A 13,574-nucleotide genomic window follows, 5' to 3' on the forward strand; every position below is an offset into this window, starting at 1 on the left:
TTGTCTTCGCCGTTGTTGTCAACCTCCCGGCCTTCTTACCGGGCGGGCCGCGCCTGGGGGGTCTGGAGAAAAATTTGGGGGGGGGCGGGGCGCGCCCCCCCGCCCCCACCCGCGATCACAACTCAATCGCTGTAGCAGCGACCGGCGTCAGGACTTCGGGATCTCCTGGTCCGGAACGACCTTGCCGCCGACGACCTTGAAGGCCCAGACCTTGACCTGCGCCGGGTCGAGCTCGCCGCCCTCGACGAACTTGTAGCTCGCCGCGACGCCCTCGCCGCTGTAGCCCTTCACGAACTCCAGCAGGCCCTCGCGGGAGGTCTTGCCCGCCTTGATGCCGGCGAGCAGGATGTTCGCCGCGTCGTAGGCGGTGTCGCTGTAGGTGCCCGGGTCAGTGCCGTTGAGGGCCTTGTACTCCTGGACGAAGGTGCCGCGCGCCTCGGCAGCCGGCTGGCACGGGCAGGTGAGGATGGTGCCCTCGGCCGCCGCCGCACCCGCGGAGGTGATGTACGCGGCGTCGTTCACGCCGTCGCCGGCGATCAGCGGAGCGGTGACCCCGGCAGCGGTGAGCTGCTTACGGATCAGGCCGGCCTCCTGGTAGTAGCCACCGTAGAAGATCGCCTTGACGTTGGCGGCCTTGACCTTGGTGACCACGGCCGAGAACTCGACCTGCTTGCCCTCGCCCTGGACCTTGTCCGAGCCGACGACCACCGGGCCGAGCAGCTTCTTGACCTCGTCGGCCAGGCCGGCGCCGTACGCGGACTGGTCGTCGATGACGAAGACCTTGTCGGCCTTCATCACGTTCTTGATGTAGTTGCCGGCCGCGGGGCCCTGGCTGAAGTCGTTGCCGACCGCGCGGAAGAAGGTCTTCCACTTCTGCTCGGAGAGGCTCGGGCGGGTCGCGGAGGGGGTGATGGTCACCAGGCCGGCCTCGTTGAACAGCGGGCCGGCGGCCTCCGACTCACCCGAGTAGGCCGGGCCGACGATGCCGAGGATCTTGGTGTCGTCGATGGCCTTCTGGGCCAGACCCGGAGCCTGGTCCGGGCTGCCCTGCGAGTCCAGCGGGACCAGCTCGACCTTGCAGTCGGCGTTCTCCTTGTTGTACTTGTCGACGGCCAGCTTGACGCCGTTGTTCTCGTTGATGCCGAGCGCCGCCGATGGACCGGTCAGCGCGCCGAAGAACGCGATCTTGTTGCCGCAGGCGTCGCCACCGGACGCCGTGTCGTCGCTACCGCTGGAGCACGCGGTGCCGCCGGCGACGAGCGCCAGCATGGCAACCCCACCGATAACGCGAGCGAGCTTCTGCCTCAAGGCCCGAACCCTCCTCCGTCCCATGGTCCGAACCACCCGCTGCCGATTGGCCCTTGCGGGGGCGGACGAACCAGACCGTCGTCGCCGGTCTGGGGCCGGACGCTATCCCACCTTTGAGCTGTGACGAAAGCCCCAACGGAGGGGGTTGACCGAACCGTTACACGCCGTGGCGGATTGGAAACGATCGCTGTAAGAACCGTCGGCAGCGAAAGCTTTTCGCCTTCGTTTCGTCGGTAACGGGTCGAAGGCCGTCGACTCCCTACCGATCGACGGTCGGCAACCGGACTGACCAGGCACGGGAGGCTTCCCCGTCATCGGACACCAACAGCAGTCGATCGCCCTGCGACGCCACCGCCACGGCAGTGTCCCCACCGTCCGGCACGGCACCCGGCATCGCCAGCACTCGCCATGAGTTCCCCGAATCGACCGAGGACCACAGCCCGTGACCGCCGCCGTCTCCCGTCACGGCCACCAGTTCCCGCCCCACCGGCACCAGGGCGTCCACCGAGGGCACCCCCGAGCCGGCCGCGCCGAACCCGCCGACCCGCCGCCAGCCCTCCCCCACCAACCGCCAGACGGCGAAGCCCTCACGCACCGGCCCGACCGCCACCACCGCACCGCCGACCGACGCCACCCGCTGCGCCTCGCCACGCCCGTCCGGCACCGGAAGCGCCACCCGCCGCCAGGCCCGCCCGTCGGCCGAGCTCCAGGCCAACGGCGCCAGCGCCGTCGTGCCGGGCGGCAGCACGGCCCCCACCACCCACCAGCCCGGCGGCGCGGCCGCCACGTCGTACGCGACCGTCCGGCCGCGCCCGTCACCGGCAAGCTCCGGCACACCCTCCCGGATCGTGAACCGCTCGCCGTCCGGCGACGTCCAGACCGCCGCCCCGTCGACCCGCGCCCCCGCGATCAGCCAACCGGCCGGGCCCGCCGCCAGCCGCGCCACGCTCACCGCGCGCGGGCCCGCGTACAGCTCGAAGGGCGCCGGCGCCTCCCGGAGCTTCCCACCCGGCGACTGCGACCAGGTGCCCGTGCGGGGATTGCCGTGCGCGCCGCCGTTCTTCGCCCCGAGCGCCGCCAGCCGGCCGTCGCGGCACGCCGCCGCGTAGAGCACGTGCTGGCGGCCGTAGTGGCTCGACGGCGACAACGGCAACGCCGACCAGGACACGCCGTCGGCGCTGCTCCAGGCCGCCGGCCGGGTCTCCCCCGCCGCGTCGGCCAGCCCGCCGACCACGTACCACCGGCCGGCGCAGGCCACGGCGGCGCGCAGCAGCGGCCGGCCGGGAACGCCCGGCGGCGCGGGCAGGGTCAGCGGCTGCCACCGCGGGCGCGACGGCTCGTCGGCGGGCTGCGTCGGGGCCTGGTCGCAGCCGGCCAGCAGCACCGCGAGGACGCCGAGCGCCGCCACCAGCCGCCAGGTCCGCACGGATCAGATGCTATCGATCAACTGGTCCCGCGAGGAGCCCCTCGGCAGCGGTCACCGGCGTGTCGCGCCGCCCCGGCGGCCCGTCAGGAGGTGGGCTGGGCGACCTCGCCGCCGGCGGTCTCGGCGAGGATCCGCTCGGCGACCTCCTTCATGGTCATCCGGTGGTCCATCGCCGTGCGCTGGATCCACTTGAACGCCTCCGGCTCGGTCATCCCGTACGTCGTCATCAGCGCGCCCTTGGCACGCTCGACCGTCTTGCGGATCTCCAGCCGGTCGGTCAGCCCCGCGACCTCCGCCTCCAGGGCGGCGATCTCCGAGTAGCGCGACAGCGCGATCTCCACCGCCGGCACCAGGTCGCTCTTCTGGAAGGGCTTCACGAGGTACGCCATCGCGCCCGCCGCCCGGGCCCGCTCGACGAGGTCACGCTGGCTGAACGCGGTCAGGATGATCACCGGGGCGATCCGGGCGCCCGCGATCCGCTCGGCGGCGGCCAGCCCGTCCATGATCGGCATCTTGATGTCGAGGATGACCAGGTCGGGCTTCAGCTCCTCGGCGAGCCGGACGGCGGTCTCCCCGTCACCGGCCTCCCCGACGACCTCGTAACCCTCCTCGACGAGCATCTCGGCGAGGTCCAGCCGGATGAGCGCCTCGTCTTCGGCGATCAGAACGCGCCTGCGCTCGACGTCCGTCTGCGTCTCGGCCACGAGCCACTCCCACAAGTCTGTGCTCGACACCCGCGGTGCCGGGTGTCGCCGTCCTTAGCGTAGTGGGTAACCTATGTGGCGCCGCCACAGCGTTGGGCAAGGACGTCCCCGTATTCCAATGGCAGAGAAACGGAGCTCAAACCTCCGACAGTGTGGGTTCGAATCCCACCGGGGACACCAAAAATGTCAGACGCGCGCACGATGCTCGTTTCTGTGCACGCACCGGAGCTACGCACCCGCGCGCGGGCGGTCTACCTCGCCGGCGCAACCGTCGCTGAAGCCGCCCGGGCCGTCGGCCTCTCCTACCGCACGGTGTGGGAGTGGTGCCGCGAGCGGCCGGAGCCGCTGGTTCGAAGCACAGCCGAGCGCTGTTTCCGCTGCCGTCCCGACGTCGGCGATCCCACAGATCCCCGGGCCTACAGCTATCTGTTCGGCCTCTACCTGGGGGACGGACACCTGGTCACCACCGTGCGCGTGCCGGTACTGAGAATCTCCTGCGGCAACGCGTGGCCGGGCCTGATCGACGCCTGCGACCTCGCCATGCGCGCGGTGCTGGCGACGAAGGTCCAGCGGGTCCAGCAGCAGGGCTGCGTCAACGTGCAGAGCTACGGCAGGCACTGGCCATGTCTGCTGCCGCAACACGGGCCGGGCAAGAAGCACGATCGGCCCATCAGGCTCGACGAGTGGCAACGCGCCACCGTCGGCGCGCATCCCGGCGACTTCCTCCGCGGCCTGTTCCACTCCGACGGGGCGCGGTTCGCCAACCGGGTGAGGGCGCGCGGCAAGGAGTACGTCTACCCGCGCTACATGTTCGTCAACGAGTCGGCCGACATCATGGGGCTCTGCCAGTGGGCGCTGGACCTGCTCGGCATCGCATGGCGGATGAACCGCCGCAACTCCCTCTCCGTGGCCCGCCGGGAAGCCGTCGCCGCTCTCGACCGCCACGTCGGCCCGAAGTCCTGACCGGGTGGCCGGGTACCGACCTGGGCCTCGGGACCGCCACGGACACCTGCCGCGCCGGGGGGCGCGACGGGGCCAGGAGCGCCGGCTGGGCTGGGAAGCCGACGCGCGAGGGCGTCAGCGCGGGGCCGAGCGCTACCGGCGGTGGGCCAGCCGAACCGTCGGCGCGGATCAGCCGAGTTCGGCGAAGGCCTGTGCCAGGTCCGCGCGCAGGTCCTCGGGATCCTCCAGCCCCACGGAGACGCGCAGCAGGCCCCCGCACGGCTTGGCATCCCCCTCGACGGGCCGGTGGGTCAGCGAGGCGGGGTGCTGGATGAGGGTGTCGACACCGCCCAGCGACACCGCGTGGGTGATCAGCCGGCAGGCGTTCGCGACGGCCGCCGCCGCGGACGCGCCGCCGCGTACCTCGAAGGCCAGGAGGCTGCCGGGGCCGCTCATCTGCCGTCCGACGAGCCCGGCGGGATCGTGCAGCGACGGGTGGTGCACCCGCACGACGGCCGGGTGGGTGGCGAGCCAGCTGGCGAGCTTCTCGGCGCCGGCCTGCTGGGCGCGGACCCGCACCGGCAGGGTCTGCAGGCCGCGGTGCAGCAGGTAGGCCCCGAGGGGGTGCAGGATCGCGCCGGTGAGCGCGCGGACCTGGCGCAGCCGGGCGGCCCAGTCGGCGTCGCAGGCGACCACACCGGCGAGGACGTCGCCGTGCCCGCCGATGCTCTTGGTGGCGCTGTGCAGCACGAGCGTGGCACCGTGCCGGGTGGGCTGCTGGAGCACGGGGGTGGCGACGGTGTTGTCGACGAGCAGCGGCACGTCGCCGGCGGCCCGGGCGAGCACGGCGATGTCGACCAGGTCGAGGGTGGGGTTGGCCGGGGTCTCGGCGATCACCAGGGCGGTGTCGGGTCGGACGGCGTCGGCGACCTCGTCCGCGCGGGCCCAGGTGACGGTGGTGCCGAGCAGGCCGGTGGCGAGCACGTGGTCGGTGCCGCCGTAGAGGGGGCGGACGGCGACGAGGTGCCGCTTCCCGTCCCGGGTGGCGGCGAGCAGGGTCGCGGTGAGGGCGGCCATACCGCTGGCGAAGGCGACGGCGTCGGTGGTGTCTTCGAGGTCGGCGAGGGCGGTCTCGAAGCGGGCCACGGTGGGGTTCCACAGGCGCTGGTAGACGGCGCTGCCGCCGGCGGGGAGCGTGCCTCCGGTGGCGAGGGCCTCGTACGCGTCGCCGCCGGCGTCGACCGACGGCAGCGGGTTGGTGGTGGAGAAGTCGATGGGCGGCACGTGGACGCCGAGGGCGGCGAGATCGTCGCGGCCCGCGTGCACGGCTCTGGTGTCCACGGTTGTCATGCCGGAAGGATCGAACATCTCGCCAACATCAAGCAATAGTTCCGCAGATGATTCGGGAAATGCCCTTTGCGACGCGAACAATTCGGTGGAAGATGCCTACATGCCCCTTGCGACGAAGAATGTGCGGCGGTTCGCCGACCTGGACGACACCGACCGGGCGATCCTGTCGGAGCTGACCGCCGACGGGCGGCTGCCGAACAACGCCCTCGCCGAGCGGGTCGGCGTGGCTCCCTCGACCTGCCTGGCCCGCACCCGCGCCCTGCGCGAGTGCGGGGCGATCCGCGGGTTCCACGCGGAGGTGGATCCGGCGGCGGTGGGGCTGCCGTTGCAGGCGCTGGTGTCGGTGCGGCTGACCGCGCACGAGCGGGCGGCGGTGGACGCGTTCCGGGCCCGGTCGGTGCGGCTGCCCGGAGTGGTGGCGGTGTTCCACGTGGCCGGCGCGGAGGACTACGTGCTGCACGTACGGGCCGCCTCGGCGGACGCGCTGCGGGACTTCGTACTCGACCATCTGGCCGTGGACCCGGCCGTGCTGCACACCCAGACGAGTCTGATCTTCGAGCAGGCGCGCGGCATGGGCTGAGCTGCCGGGGGACGACGTGGGGTGGACGCGGCGGGCACCGTGAGCCTCGTTGCCTCAGGGAACAACGCCGAGGTGGGTGGGGTTGGTGAACCGTGTGATCAACGTACCGCTGTCTGTTCTCGATCTTGCCCCGGTCGCGGCCGGCGCCACCGCCGGCGCGGCGCTGCGGCACACCACCGAGCTGGCCCGGCGCACGGAGGAACTCGGGTACCGCCGGTTCTGGGTGGCCGAGCACCACAACATGCCGGCGATCGCCAGTTCCGCCCCGGCGGTGCTGCTCGCCCACCTGGCGGCCCACACGTCGACGATCCGGCTGGGCTCGGGCGGGGTGATGCTGCCCAACCACGCCCCGCTCGTGGTGGCCGAGCAGTTCGGCACGCTGGAGGCGCTGCACCCGGGCCGCATCGACCTGGGCATCGGGCGCGCCCCGGGCACCGACCAGGTGACCGCGCTGGCGCTGCGCCGCACGACGGAGGGGCTGTCGGCGGAGGGCTTCCCCCGGGAGCTGGCGGACCTGATGAACTACTTCAGCGGCGAGCGGCCCGGGCCGATCACCGCCACCCCCGGCCTCGGCGAGCAGCCGGCGGTCTGGCTGCTCGGCTCCAGCGGGTTCAGCGCCCAGCTGGCCGGGCTGCTGGGCCTGCCGTTCTCCTTCGCGCACCACTTCAGCGCGCAGAACACCGTGCCCGCGCTGGCGCTGTACCGGCAGCACTTCAGGCCGTCGCGGTGGCTGGCCGAGCCGTACGCGATGGTGGCGGTCAACGCCGTCTGCGCGGACACCGACGAGCGGGCGGAGTGGCTGGCGGGCCCGGCGGCGCTGTCGTTCCTGCGACTGCGCTCGGGTCGGCCGGAGCCCCTGGCGACGCCGGACGAGGCGGCGGCGTACCCGTACACGCCGGCCGAGCGGGAGTTCGTGCGGCAGCGCCGGGACGGGCAGGCCACCGGCTCCCCGGAGACGGTACGGCGGCAGCTCGGCGAGCTGCTGGCGCGGACCGGCGCGGACGAGCTGATGCTGACCGCGCTGGTGTACGACGTGGCCGACCGGGTGCGCTCGTACGAGCTGATCGCCGAGCAGGTGGCCGGTGGCCTGCCCCGGAAGGGCTGAAACACGATCTTCACGTCGGCGTCACCGGGGCGACGTGTGGCCCGCCTAGTTTTGTCCTCGGTGGTGGTACGGCATTCCCGGTCGGGACGGGTCGGGGATGCCGCGGTGTGGGGCACCGGGCCGCAGCTGTGCGGATTCCGCGGCTGCGGCCCGGTGCCCGTCCCACCCGTGACCGGCCGACCGACGGGCACTGCCGGCGTTCCCTTGCCCCCGACCCGGATTCTTGATCGACTCAGGGCGTGGCTGAGCACATGACCCCGGACGAGTTCCGACTCGCCGGGCACGCCGTGGTGGACTGGATCGCCGACTACTGGGCGACGGTGGGGCAGCGCCCGGTGACCTCGCAGGACCCGCCCGGAGCGGTGGCCGCCAGGCTGCCGGCCGGCCCACCGGAGCACGGCGAGCCGGTGGAGGCCGTCCTCGCCGATTTGGACACTCTGATCGCCCCGGGGCTGACCCACTGGCAGCATCCCGGCTTCTTCGGCTATTTCCCGGCCAACACCTCGGGGCCCAGCGTGCTGGGCGACCTGGTCAGTGCCGGGCTCGGCGTGCAGGGGATGCTCTGGGCGACCGGGCCGGCGTGCACCGAGTTGGAGACGGTGCTGCTGGACTGGCTCGCCGGCCTGCTGGATCTGCCGAAGCGGTTCCGCTCCGGCTCCGGGGGCGGCGGGGTGATCCAGGACTCGGCGTCCTCGGCGACGCTGGTGGCGACCCTGGTCGCCCTGCACCGGGCCGGCGGCGGCCGGTGGCGCGAGGTCGGCGTCGACCGCCGCTACCGCGCCTACGCCTCGACCCAGGGCCACTCGTCCATCGAGAAGGCCGCGCGCATCGCCGGGCTGGGCGCCGACGGCGTACGGCCGGTCGAGGTCGACCCGCGGACGCAGGCGATGTCCCCGGCGGCGCTGCGCGCGGCGATCGAGGCGGACGTGGCTGCCGGCGTCGTGCCGGCGATCGTGGTGGCCACCGTCGGCACCACCTCCACGACCGCGATCGACCCGCTGGCGGAGATCGGCGCGATCTGCGCCGAGCACGGGGTCTTCCTGCACGTCGACGCCGCGTACGCGGGAGCCGCGGCGGTCTGCCCGGAGCTGCGGTTCGGGCACGACGGGCTGGAGTACGCCGACTCGTACTGCTTCGACCCGCACAAGTGGCTGCTCACCGGCTTCGACTGCGACGCGTTCTGGGTGGCCGACACGGCCGAGCTGATCGAGGCGCTGAGCGTGCTGCCGGAGTACCTGCGCAACGCCGCCACCGAGTCCGGTGCGGTCATCGACTACCGGGACTGGCAGGTGCCGCTGGGCCGCCGGTTCCGGGCGTTGAAGCTCTGGTTCGTGCTGCGCTGGTACGGCGCCGAGGGGCTACGGGCGCACATCCGCTCCGGCGTGGCGCTCGCCGCCCGGTTCGCCGACCGGGTCCGCGTCGACGACCGGTTCACGCTGGTGGGGGCGCACCCGTACTCGCTGGTGTGCTTCCGGCTGGAGGCGGACGACGAGGTCAACGCGGAACTGCTGGCGCGGGTGAACGCCACGGGCCGGGTGCACCTGACGCACACGCGGGTGAACGGCTGGTACACGCTGCGGCTGGCCGTCGGCTCCCCGCAGACCACCGAGGTCCACGTCGACGAGGCGTGGACCCTCCTCGCCGACACCGCGACCGCCCTGCTCCCCCGCTGACGCGCGGTGGAGCCGCCGGAGACCTGAGGCCCCTCCGAGGACACCCTCCTACCAGGATCTCCAGGTGGGACGTCAGCGGTGGTCGCGGGCGCCGGCAGCCGCCGGTTCGGAGGCGACCCTGTCTTCCGGCGCCCGTAGCGGCGACGGCGCGTCGGCCGGGACCGCGCGCCGGTCGGCCGCCGCGGTGTCCACCGGGGGCTCGCCGGTCGGGGTGAGGCTGCCGGCCGCGAGGGCGGTCGCGGCGACGGCCCGCCCACGGCGGGCGCGCAGCAGCGCCCGGACGGCCAGCGTGAGGGCGGCCACCCAGGCGGCGGCCAGCAGGGCGTAGACGGCCGGCCGGGCCGGGCCGGCGAGGTCGGCCGAGCGCATCAGCGTGCGGGCGTTGGTCAGCACGATCACGCCGCCGATCGCCGCGCCGAGCAGTTGGGCGGGGACGATGCGCACCAGCCAGGCCGCAATCGGCGCGGCGATCAGGCCGCCGACGAGCAGCGCGGCCACCATGGGCAGCAGGAAGCCCTCGGAGCCGAGGCCGATCAGGAAGCCGAGGCTGGCGGCGGCGGCGACCACGAACTCGGACGTGTCCACCGAGCCGATCACCTTGCGCGGCTCCATCCGCCCGCTGACCAGCAGGGCGGGCGTGGCGACCGGGCCCCACCCGCCGCCGCCGGTGGCGTCGACGAAGCCGGCGACCAGGCCGAGGGGGCCGAGGAAGCGGCTGCGCAGCCGTCCCCCGCGCCGGTCGGTCCGCAGCGGCCGGGAGAAGCGCACCAGCAGGTACGCGCCGAGGGTGAACAGGATGCCGGCCATCCACGGGGCGGCCGACTCGGTGGAGATCGAACTGAGGAAGGTCGCGCCCGCGAACGCGCCCACGGCACCGGGGAAGGCGATCCGGGCCACGACCCGCCAGTCGACGTTGCCGAACCGCCAGTGCGACACCCCGGCGGCGAGCGTCGTACCGATCTCGGCCAGGTGTACGGACGCGGACGCGGCGGCCGGCGCCACCCCGACGAGCAGCAGCAACGTGGAGGAGGTCAGCCCGTACGCCATGCCGAGCGCGCCGTCGACGAGTTGCGCGGCGAGCCCGACCAGCGCGAGGACCAGCAGCTTGCGCACGAGCGCCCCCTACTTTTCGGCATCTCCTATCGACTTGGTCGACAATGCGGCACGGGGCATGCCCCGGTCAAGCCTCCAACCGGTCAATGAGACGACAGACTCCGCGCGGCCGGCACCACGGCGCTCAGCTCGGCCGGCCAGCAGCCGGAGTGCGGGTCAGGTCCAGGCGCGGGGGTCGGCGGCCAGCTCGACGACCCGACCGGGCAGGGTGCCGCCCGCCACGTCGGCGACGGTGACCAGTTCCAGGATCTCGCGCTCGCTGGCCCGCAGGGCGATCCAGACCTCTTGGAGGGCCTGGGCCGCCCCGTGGTAGCCGAGGTTCTCGGGCCGCTGCCCGCGCACGTGCGCGAGGGGACCGTCGATCACCCGGATCACCTCGGCCAGGGAGATCTCCCCGGCCGGCCGGGCCAGCCAGTAGCCGCCCTCCGGGCCGCGCTGGGCCTGCACGATGCCGCCCCGGCGCAACTGCAACAGGATGCTCTCCAGGAACTTCGGCGGGATCTCCTGGGCGCGGGCGATCTGGTCGGCGGTCACGGGCCGGCCGCGCCCCGGCCCGGCGTCGCCGGTCACCGAGGCGAGCTCGGCGACGGCGCGGAGGGCGTAGTCGACCCGGGCGGAGAGGCGCATGCGGCAAGGTTAGTCGCCTGCGCGCCCCGCCCGGACGATCACCCCTCAACCGATCGGCTGGCGACGATGTGTTGTCGGCCGACGAGTCGTCGGTCCCCTGGTGGACCTGGTCGCGCCGGGACGGTCAGTCGCCGACGCGGCGGAGCAGCCCCTCCTGCACGACGCTGGCGATGTGCCGCCCGTCGCCGGTGAACATGCGGCCGGCGGCGAGCCCCCGCGCGCCGGAGGCCGACGGGCTCCAGCAGTCGTAGAGGAACCAGTCGTCGGCGCGGAACGGCCGGTGGAACCAGAGCGCGTGGTCGAGGCTGGCCCCGACCACGCCGCCCGGGCCCCAGACCTCGCCGTGCACCGAGAGCACCGAGTCCAGCAGCGTCAGGTCGGAGGCGTAGGTCAGCGCGCAGGCGTGCAGCAGCGGATCGTCGGGCAGCTTTCCGTCGATGCGCATCCACACCCGCTGGTGCGGGTCGGCGGGGCGGTCGCCGGGGCGTACCCAGCCGGGCTCGCCGACGTAGCGAACGTCGATCGGGCGGGGGATCTGGGCCCAGATGCCGAGCCGCTCCGGATAGCGGCCGAGCCGGTCGGCCATCGTCGGGACCTCGTCCGGCCCCGGCACGTCCAGCGGGGTGGGGGCCTGATGGTCCAGGCCCTCCTCGGTCCGCTGAAACGACGCCGACATGAAGAAGATCGGCTTGCCGTGCTGGAGCGCCACCGAGCGGCGCACCGAGAACGAACGGCCGTCGCGGACGTTCTCCACCTCGTACACGATCGGCTCGGCCGGGTCGCCCGGGCGGACGAAGTAGCCGTGCAGGGAGTGCACGAAACGGGCCGGGTCGACGGTGCGGCCGGCGGCCACCAGCGCCTGGCCGGCGACCTGGCCGCCGTACACCCGCTGGGGGCCGACCGGGGGGCTCACCCCCCGGAAGTTCATCCCGCCGGTGTGCTCCAGGTCGAGCACCTCCAGGAGATGGTCGACTGCGGCCTGCCCGACCGCGACGTCCGCGTCGCTCACTGCAAGGCCCGCGCCGACGCCGCGTCGACCAGCGACCCGAGCTGGTGTACGCGCAGCGTGTTGGTCGAGCCGGGGGTGCCGGGCGGGCTGCCGGCGACGATCACCACGTAGTCGCCGGGGTTGGCCCGGTTGAGCCCGAGCAGCGCCTCGTCGACCTGGCGGAACATGTCGTCGGTGTGCTCGACGAACGGCATCAGGAACGTCTCCACGCCCCACGAGAGGGCGAGCTGGTTGCGCACCTCGGGCACCGGGGTGAAGGCGAGCAGCGGCAGGTCGCAGTGCAGCCGGGACAGCCGCCGCACGGTGTCGCCGGTCTGCGAGAAGGCGACGAGTGCCTTCGCGCCGATGGCCCGGGAGATCGAGGAGGCGGCGACGGTGAGCGCGCCGCCGTGCGTACGGGGGTCGTGCTGAAGGCGCGGCACCCCGATCGAGCCGGACTCGGTGGTGGTGACGATCTTCGCCATGGTGCTGACGGTGAGCACCGGGTACTTGCCGACGCTGGTCTCGCCGGAGAGCATCACCGCGTCCGCGCCGTCGAGCACGGCGTTGGCCACGTCGGAGGCCTCGGCGCGGGTCGGCCGGGAATTCTCGATCATCGAGTCGAGCATCTGGGTGGCCACGATGACGGGCTTGGCGTTCTCCCGGCAGAGCTGCACGGCGCGCTTCTGCACCAGCGGGACCTGGTCCAGCGGCAGCTCGACGCCGAGATCGCCGCGGGCGACCATGATGCCGTCGAAGGCCAGCACGATCTGCTCCAGGCAGTCGACCGCCTCGGGCTTCTCGACCTTGGCCAGCACCGGGCGGTGCACGCCCACCTCGGCCATGATGCCGTGCACCAGCTTGATGTCGTCGGCCGCGCGGACGAAGGACAGCGCGATCAGGTCCACGCCCAGGCCGAGCGCGAACCGCAGGTCCTCGGCATCCTTCTCGGACATCGCCGGCACGCTGACCGCCACGTTCGGCAGCGAGACGCCCTTGTTGTTGGAGACCGGGCCGCCCTCGGTGACCAGGCAGCGGATGTCGTTGCCGGTGACGTCGGTGACCTCGACGGCGACCCGGCCGTCGTCGATCAGCAGCCGGTCGCCGGGCTTTACCTCCTGCGGAAGCTTGCGGTAGGTGCAGGAGACCCGGTCCTTGGTGCCGAGGATGTCGTCGCCGGTGATCACGACCGAGTCGCCGGTGCGCCACTCGTGCGGGCCGTCGGCGAACCGACCGAGCCGGATCTTCGGACCCTGGAGGTCGGCCAGCACGGCCACCGGCCGCCCGGCGGCCTCCGCGGCCTCGCGGACCAGTCGGTACACCGCCTCGTGATCCTCGTGGCTGCCGTGGCTGAAGTTGAGTCTGGCCACGTTCATGCCGGCCTCGACGAGGCCCCGGATGCGCTCCGGCGACGAGGTGGCAGGACCAAGAGTGCAGACGATCTTCGCGCGGCGTGTCACGCCCATCAGGCTAGTCTCTCCCCCGGGTCGGGCTGTGGGCCGACCCCTTGCGGACTGCGGAACATTGTCCAACGACGCGCGTCACACGCGCAGCCGGCGGGCGGAACCCACACCGGAATGTCGAGGCGGCGGGCAACGGCGACCGCGCGCCGGAAATCGTACGCCCCCACCGCGAACGGACAGTCGGGTGCTCCCCGTCGGTCGGCCCCGGCGCGGAGGCTCGGCACGCCGACGGGACCCCGCGCGGGTGTAGCGGGCGCGGCGGAGGTCCGCTCGGGCTGCCGGCGTCCCTGCCGGA

General features: G+C 73.2%; 12 protein-coding genes and 1 tRNA gene. 5 read left to right on the top strand and 8 right to left on the bottom strand.

The features are described 5' to 3' along the window. Window positions 1-147: 147 nt before the first annotated feature. The 3 genes from AB0D32_RS17655 to AB0D32_RS17665 all read right to left on the bottom strand — a co-directional run bounded on the left by AB0D32_RS17655 (window position 148) and on the right by AB0D32_RS17665 (window position 3,438). Window positions 148-1,308, bottom strand: a complete 1,161-nt coding sequence (locus AB0D32_RS17655; RefSeq protein ID WP_357090860.1) for a branched-chain amino acid ABC transporter substrate-binding protein — start codon at window positions 1,306-1,308, stop codon at window positions 148-150. 259 nt (window positions 1,309-1,567) lie between these two features. After that, window positions 1,568-2,734, bottom strand: coding sequence for a hypothetical protein (locus tag AB0D32_RS17660; RefSeq protein ID WP_357090862.1), 1,167 nt, complete (start codon window positions 2,732-2,734; stop codon window positions 1,568-1,570). Window positions 2,735-2,817: 83 nt separating this feature from the next. Continuing rightward, window positions 2,818-3,438, bottom strand: a complete 621-nt coding sequence (locus AB0D32_RS17665; RefSeq protein ID WP_357090864.1) for a response regulator — start codon at window positions 3,436-3,438, stop codon at window positions 2,818-2,820. Window positions 3,439-3,542: 104 nt separating this feature from the next. Here AB0D32_RS17665 and AB0D32_RS17670 point away from each other — a divergent pair. Together AB0D32_RS17670 and AB0D32_RS17675 are read left to right on the top strand one after the other, a co-directional pair. Then, window positions 3,543-3,618: transfer RNA gene (locus tag AB0D32_RS17670), tRNA-Leu, on the top strand. 21 nt (window positions 3,619-3,639) lie between these two features. Further along, a complete protein-coding gene (locus AB0D32_RS17675; protein ID WP_357090866.1) occupies window positions 3,640-4,401 on the top strand; it encodes a helix-turn-helix domain-containing protein in 762 nt (253 codons plus the stop codon). Window positions 4,402-4,569: 168 nt separating this feature from the next. On the opposite strand, the gene AB0D32_RS17680 is transcribed toward AB0D32_RS17675, so the two are convergent. Beyond that, a complete protein-coding gene (locus AB0D32_RS17680) occupies window positions 4,570-5,748 on the bottom strand; it encodes a PLP-dependent transferase (protein ID WP_357090868.1) in 1,179 nt (392 codons plus the stop codon). Window positions 5,749-5,830: 82 nt separating this feature from the next. Here AB0D32_RS17680 and AB0D32_RS17685 point away from each other — a divergent pair, with 82 nt between their 5' ends. From AB0D32_RS17685 to AB0D32_RS17695, 3 genes are all read left to right on the top strand, one after another. Further along, window positions 5,831-6,310, top strand: coding sequence for an Lrp/AsnC family transcriptional regulator (locus tag AB0D32_RS17685; protein WP_357090870.1), 480 nt, complete (start codon window positions 5,831-5,833; stop codon window positions 6,308-6,310). Window positions 6,311-6,392: 82 nt separating this feature from the next. After that, window positions 6,393-7,415 (top strand): LLM class flavin-dependent oxidoreductase, encoded by a 1,023-nt coding sequence (locus AB0D32_RS17690; protein ID WP_357090872.1) that lies wholly within the window; start codon window positions 6,393-6,395, stop codon window positions 7,413-7,415. A 239-nt stretch (window positions 7,416-7,654) separates the two neighbouring features. Continuing rightward, window positions 7,655-9,088, top strand: a complete 1,434-nt coding sequence (locus AB0D32_RS17695) for a pyridoxal-dependent decarboxylase (protein ID WP_357090874.1) — start codon at window positions 7,655-7,657, stop codon at window positions 9,086-9,088. Window positions 9,089-9,160: 72 nt separating this feature from the next. Here the strand turns inward: AB0D32_RS17695 and AB0D32_RS17700 are convergent, their stop codons facing one another. The 4 genes from AB0D32_RS17700 to pyk form a co-directional block, all read right to left on the bottom strand. Continuing rightward, window positions 9,161-10,201, bottom strand: a complete 1,041-nt coding sequence (locus AB0D32_RS17700; RefSeq protein WP_357090876.1) for a sulfite exporter TauE/SafE family protein — start codon at window positions 10,199-10,201, stop codon at window positions 9,161-9,163. 156 nt (window positions 10,202-10,357) lie between these two features. Beyond that, the gene (locus AB0D32_RS17705; protein WP_357090878.1) at window positions 10,358-10,828 is read right to left on the bottom strand and encodes an Rrf2 family transcriptional regulator; all 471 of its coding nucleotides are present in this window, start codon (window positions 10,826-10,828) and stop codon (window positions 10,358-10,360) included. Window positions 10,829-10,952: 124 nt separating this feature from the next. Then, window positions 10,953-11,837 (bottom strand): acyl-CoA thioesterase II, encoded by an 885-nt coding sequence (locus AB0D32_RS17710; RefSeq protein ID WP_357090880.1) that lies wholly within the window; start codon window positions 11,835-11,837, stop codon window positions 10,953-10,955. After that, complete coding sequence (pyk, locus tag AB0D32_RS17715) at window positions 11,834-13,282, bottom strand: pyruvate kinase (RefSeq protein WP_357090882.1); 1,449 nt, start codon at window positions 13,280-13,282, stop codon at window positions 11,834-11,836. The genes AB0D32_RS17710 and pyk overlap by 4 nt, the downstream gene beginning before the upstream one ends. Window positions 13,283-13,574: the final 292 nt, after the last annotated feature.

The sequence above is a fragment of the Micromonospora sp. NPDC048170 genome (assembly GCF_040652795.1).
Classification (GTDB): Bacteria; Actinomycetota; Actinomycetes; order Mycobacteriales; family Micromonosporaceae; genus Micromonospora.